Origin of the sequence: Streptomyces sp. SID3343, assembly GCF_009865215.1 — a bacterium.
In the GTDB taxonomy this organism is placed as follows: domain Bacteria; phylum Actinomycetota; class Actinomycetes; order Streptomycetales; family Streptomycetaceae; genus Embleya.
The window spans coordinates 1-3482 of record NZ_WWJX01001012.1; the positions used below are offsets into that span (position 1 = coordinate 1).

Below are 3482 nucleotides of genomic sequence, written 5' to 3' on the forward strand. Positions count from 1 at the left end.
GCGAACGACTCGTTCAGCCACAGGTCGTCCCACCACACCATGGTGACCAGGTTGCCGAACCACATGTGGGCCATTTCGTGGGCGACGACCATGGCCCGCGACTGACGTTCGGTGTCGGTGACGGCGGAGCGGAAGACGAACTCCTCGCGGAAGGTGACCAGTCCGGGGTTTTCCATCGCGCCGGCGTTGAACTCGGGCACGAACGCCTGGTCGTAGGAGTCGAAGGGGTACGGCTCCTCGAACTTCTCGTGGTACCGGTCGTAGCACCGACGGGTGATCTCGAACAGTTCCCCCGCGTCCGCGTCCAGGAAGGGCGCCAGCGAGCGGCGGCAGTGGAGGCCGAAGGGCAACCCGGCGTGCTCGGTGCGTACCGAGTGCCAGGGCCCGGCGGCGACGGCGACGAGGTAGGTGGACAGGGGTGTGGTCGTCGCGCACGTCCAGACGCCGTCGCCTTGGTGGGTGGCGACGCCGTTGCCCAGGACGGTCCACCCGTCGGGAGTGGTCACCGATACGTCGAAGACGGCCTTGAGGTCCGGTTGGTCGAAGGCGGCGAAGACGCGCTGGATGTCGTCCAGGAACAGCTGGGTGTAGACGTACGTCTCGCCGTCGGTGGGGTCGGTGAAACGGTGCATCCCCTCGCCGGTGCGCGAGTAGCGCATGTCCGCCTCGACCCGCAGTTCGTGGGCGCCCTCGGTGAGACCGACGAGCGGGAAGCGGCTGCCGTCGAGCGCCGCGGGATCGAGTGATCGCCCGTCCAGCGTCACGGAGCGCAGCGCGGCCGGCTTGACCTCGACGAAGGTGTCGCCGTCCGTTCGAGCGGTGAAGTGTACGACGGTGGTGGAGCCGAAGGTCTCTTCGCTGCCGCCCGAAGAGGCCCCGGCGGTGAGGTCGAGGTCGACGGCGTAGCGGTGGACGTCGAGGAACCGTGCACGGGTCTGCGCTTCGTCGCGCGTGAGTACGGACATGGGTGCCATGCTGCCCGATCTCGACGGCCGTGCACACGGGTACCGGTCTCGCCGGTGTCCGCGATGGCACGCCCGTCGTCGACCGGGAACCGGCGATCGACGACCGGGCGGGCCGGGCGGCCGAAAACCGTTGGAGTCCGCGTCGGGCCCGCTGCTATGTTCCCGACATCTCGGCTGCGCCCGCCTGTCGGCGAGCGCCCCTCCCTTCTCGGAAATCAGGTGTTGATGCCCCGGACCGCGCCGAGCGCGCCTCGTACGACCGCGGTTGGATCCGGCTGCGGGGGTTCCCCCGACCTTTGCTGATCCTCCCGGTGGGCTCGCCGATCCGCCTCGCGCATCGCGCATCGATCCACGGCGACGACCCTTCCGAGACCGCTCGGCGCTTCCTTGCTGCCTTTGCTCCATTTCCCGGCAAGGAGATCTCCGAGTGTCGACTACCAACAGCAACTCCGGTACATCACACGCCTCTTCGCGACGCACCGACACCTTCGACTGTGTCCGTTGCGGCCTCACCGTGACCACCGTCGATCCGGCCGGCGACCGGCGCGATCACTGTCCCGCGTGTCTGCACTCGCGGCATGTCGTCGACCACGTCGAGGGCGGTCCGTCCGAGTGCGCGGCACGCATGTCGCCGATCTCGATCGCGGTGCTGCGCAACGGTGACTGGATGATCGTGCATCGGTGTATCCGGTGCGACGAACTGACCTCGAATCCGATCGCGCCGGACGACAACCAGCTCATCCTGATCCGGATGGCCGTCCGGCCGCTGGCCCAACCACCGTTCCCGCTCGAAGTGTTCGGGGAGCTGTGACCGTGGCCCGCCGCAAACCCGCCGCGCGCCGTCCGCAGCGCCACAAGGATGTCACTCACGGCCTGACCGGTCGCGGCGACGCGTTTCGGTGCGTTGGCTGCCGACTCGACGTGCCGCTGAGCGCTCCCGGGACGGCACACCGCAATCACTGTCCGCACTGCCTCACCAGTCTGCACGTCGACCGCCGGATCCCGGGTGATCGCGCGGCCGACTGCCATGGCCGAATGACCGTGCTGAGCATGTCCGTTCGAGCGGACGGGGAATGGCAACTCATTCACCAGTGCCGATCCTGCGGCGAACTCGGCGCGAACCGGATCGCCGGTGACGACAACCCGCTCGCCCTGCTCCGCGTGGCGATGCGGCCACTGGCCGATCCGACCCGCCCGATCCGCGCGCTGCTCACGCTGTAGGTGTTCGGCGCGGGTAGGGCGGTGACGGATCGCCCGGTGCGGTGATCCTCGAACGAGTGGGAGCCCGACGGGGCGCGAGCGCGAGGACGTCCACACGAGTCGCGCTCGCGCTCCGGCCGGCGGTTCCGCCGTCGGCGGCGGCCGGTTACCGGTTGCCGCCGGCCGTGCTCACTGCCGCGCCGGGGCCTGGAGGCTCCACAGCCGTCCGTCGGGGTCGCGGACCGTCATCTCCCTGGTTCCGAAGTGGGTGTCCTCGAACGGGCTGACCACCTCGACCCCGGCGGCGGGACGAAACGCGTCCGCGTCGGGCACCTTCAGTACGAGCTGGACCTGTGGTTCCTTGTCCGCGGGGACCTCGGCGATGAACAGGTAGGGACCGTCGCCGTTGCGGAGTTGGCCGGAGTTGTGATCCGTCGCGAACTCCAGCTCGTATCCCAGACCTTGGAAGAACTTGGCCGTCTTGCCCCAGTTGTGCGTCTCCAGGAACACGGCCTCGATACCGTCCGTCGTCACGTCATTTCTCCTTCTCGGCCGAGGGCTCTCGATCGCCCGGGGTGTCGTCGAGGTAGGCACGCAGCGCGGCGGCGACCAACGCCGACAGCGACTGCTCCGACTCGATGGCACGGTGCTTGACCTGCTTGATCAGCCCGATCGGCAGGTACACGTTGAACTGCTTCACATCCTCGTCGCCCACGGATCGATGCTAGCAAGCTAACGTCCATGGCGCCATTCGACGGTGCCGTGACAACCTCACGTTCCCGAGCCGACGTTCTTCGCTCGGGCGGAGTTCTTCGCCCGGCAGTCGGGCGTGCCCGCCGCCGAGGTGGACCGGGACTCGGGTCCCGGCCCGCAGGCGGTGCAGGACCGGGGTCCGGGGTCGAGATCGTCGGTGGGGTGGACCGGTTGGGCCTCGGGACGCGATGGAATGGGACGACGACCGCGTGTCCGCGGGTACGGCCCGCCGTCGGGCCGCGTCCGACTCGTGCGTCGGGCGATCACCGATGAGCAGCGAAGGAGACCCGAGGATGGGGTCCGACCACCCACGAGCGGCAGCGGCCGTAGTGCCCCACGTCGACAAGGCGGTCCGGGCCGCGAGTCCGCCCACCCCGATGCGGCGCAGGATCGTGACCCCTCCGGCCGTGCTCGTCGACCTGTCGATCGTGCTCGTCACCGGCACCCTGGGCCTGCTCGACTACCTCGTGCCCGTCCAACGCGAGTCGCCCGACGTGACACCGCTCGGGATCCTCCTGTCCGTACTGGGCGCGGGGTTCCTCATCGCGCGTCGGCGCCGGCCCG

The 3482-nt window shown here is 69.2% G+C and carries 6 protein-coding genes; 3 read left to right on the top strand and 3 right to left on the bottom strand.

Annotation, left to right across the window (positions count from 1 at the left end; genetic code table 11):
• On the bottom strand, positions 1–974 hold a 974-nt coding region (locus tag GT354_RS31815), incomplete at its 3' end, for a M1 family aminopeptidase (RefSeq protein ID WP_237535676.1).
• Between the two features lie 418 nt (positions 975–1392).
• Between GT354_RS31815 and GT354_RS31820 the strand changes: the two genes are divergently transcribed.
• Both GT354_RS31820 and GT354_RS31825 read left to right on the top strand, forming a co-directional pair.
• Positions 1393–1776, top strand: coding sequence for an RNHCP domain-containing protein (locus GT354_RS31820; protein WP_161359846.1), 384 nt, complete (start codon positions 1393–1395; stop codon positions 1774–1776).
• A gap of 2 nt (positions 1777–1778) precedes the next feature.
• Positions 1779–2186, top strand: coding sequence for an RNHCP domain-containing protein (locus GT354_RS31825; RefSeq protein WP_161359847.1), 408 nt, complete (start codon positions 1779–1781; stop codon positions 2184–2186).
• A 168-nt stretch (positions 2187–2354) separates the two neighbouring features.
• Here GT354_RS31825 and GT354_RS31830 read toward each other — a convergent pair whose 3' ends face one another.
• A complete protein-coding gene (locus GT354_RS31830) occupies positions 2355–2699 on the bottom strand; it encodes a VOC family protein (protein WP_161359848.1) in 345 nt (114 codons plus the stop codon).
• A gap of 1 nt (position 2700) precedes the next feature.
• A complete protein-coding gene (locus GT354_RS31835) occupies positions 2701–2880 on the bottom strand; it encodes a ribbon-helix-helix protein, CopG family (RefSeq protein WP_161359849.1) in 180 nt (59 codons plus the stop codon).
• Positions 2881–3211: 331 nt separating this feature from the next.
• Between GT354_RS31835 and GT354_RS31840 the strand changes: the two genes are divergently transcribed.
• A partial coding sequence (locus GT354_RS31840) for a hypothetical protein (protein WP_161359850.1) occupies positions 3212–3482 on the top strand: 271 nt, incomplete at its 3' end.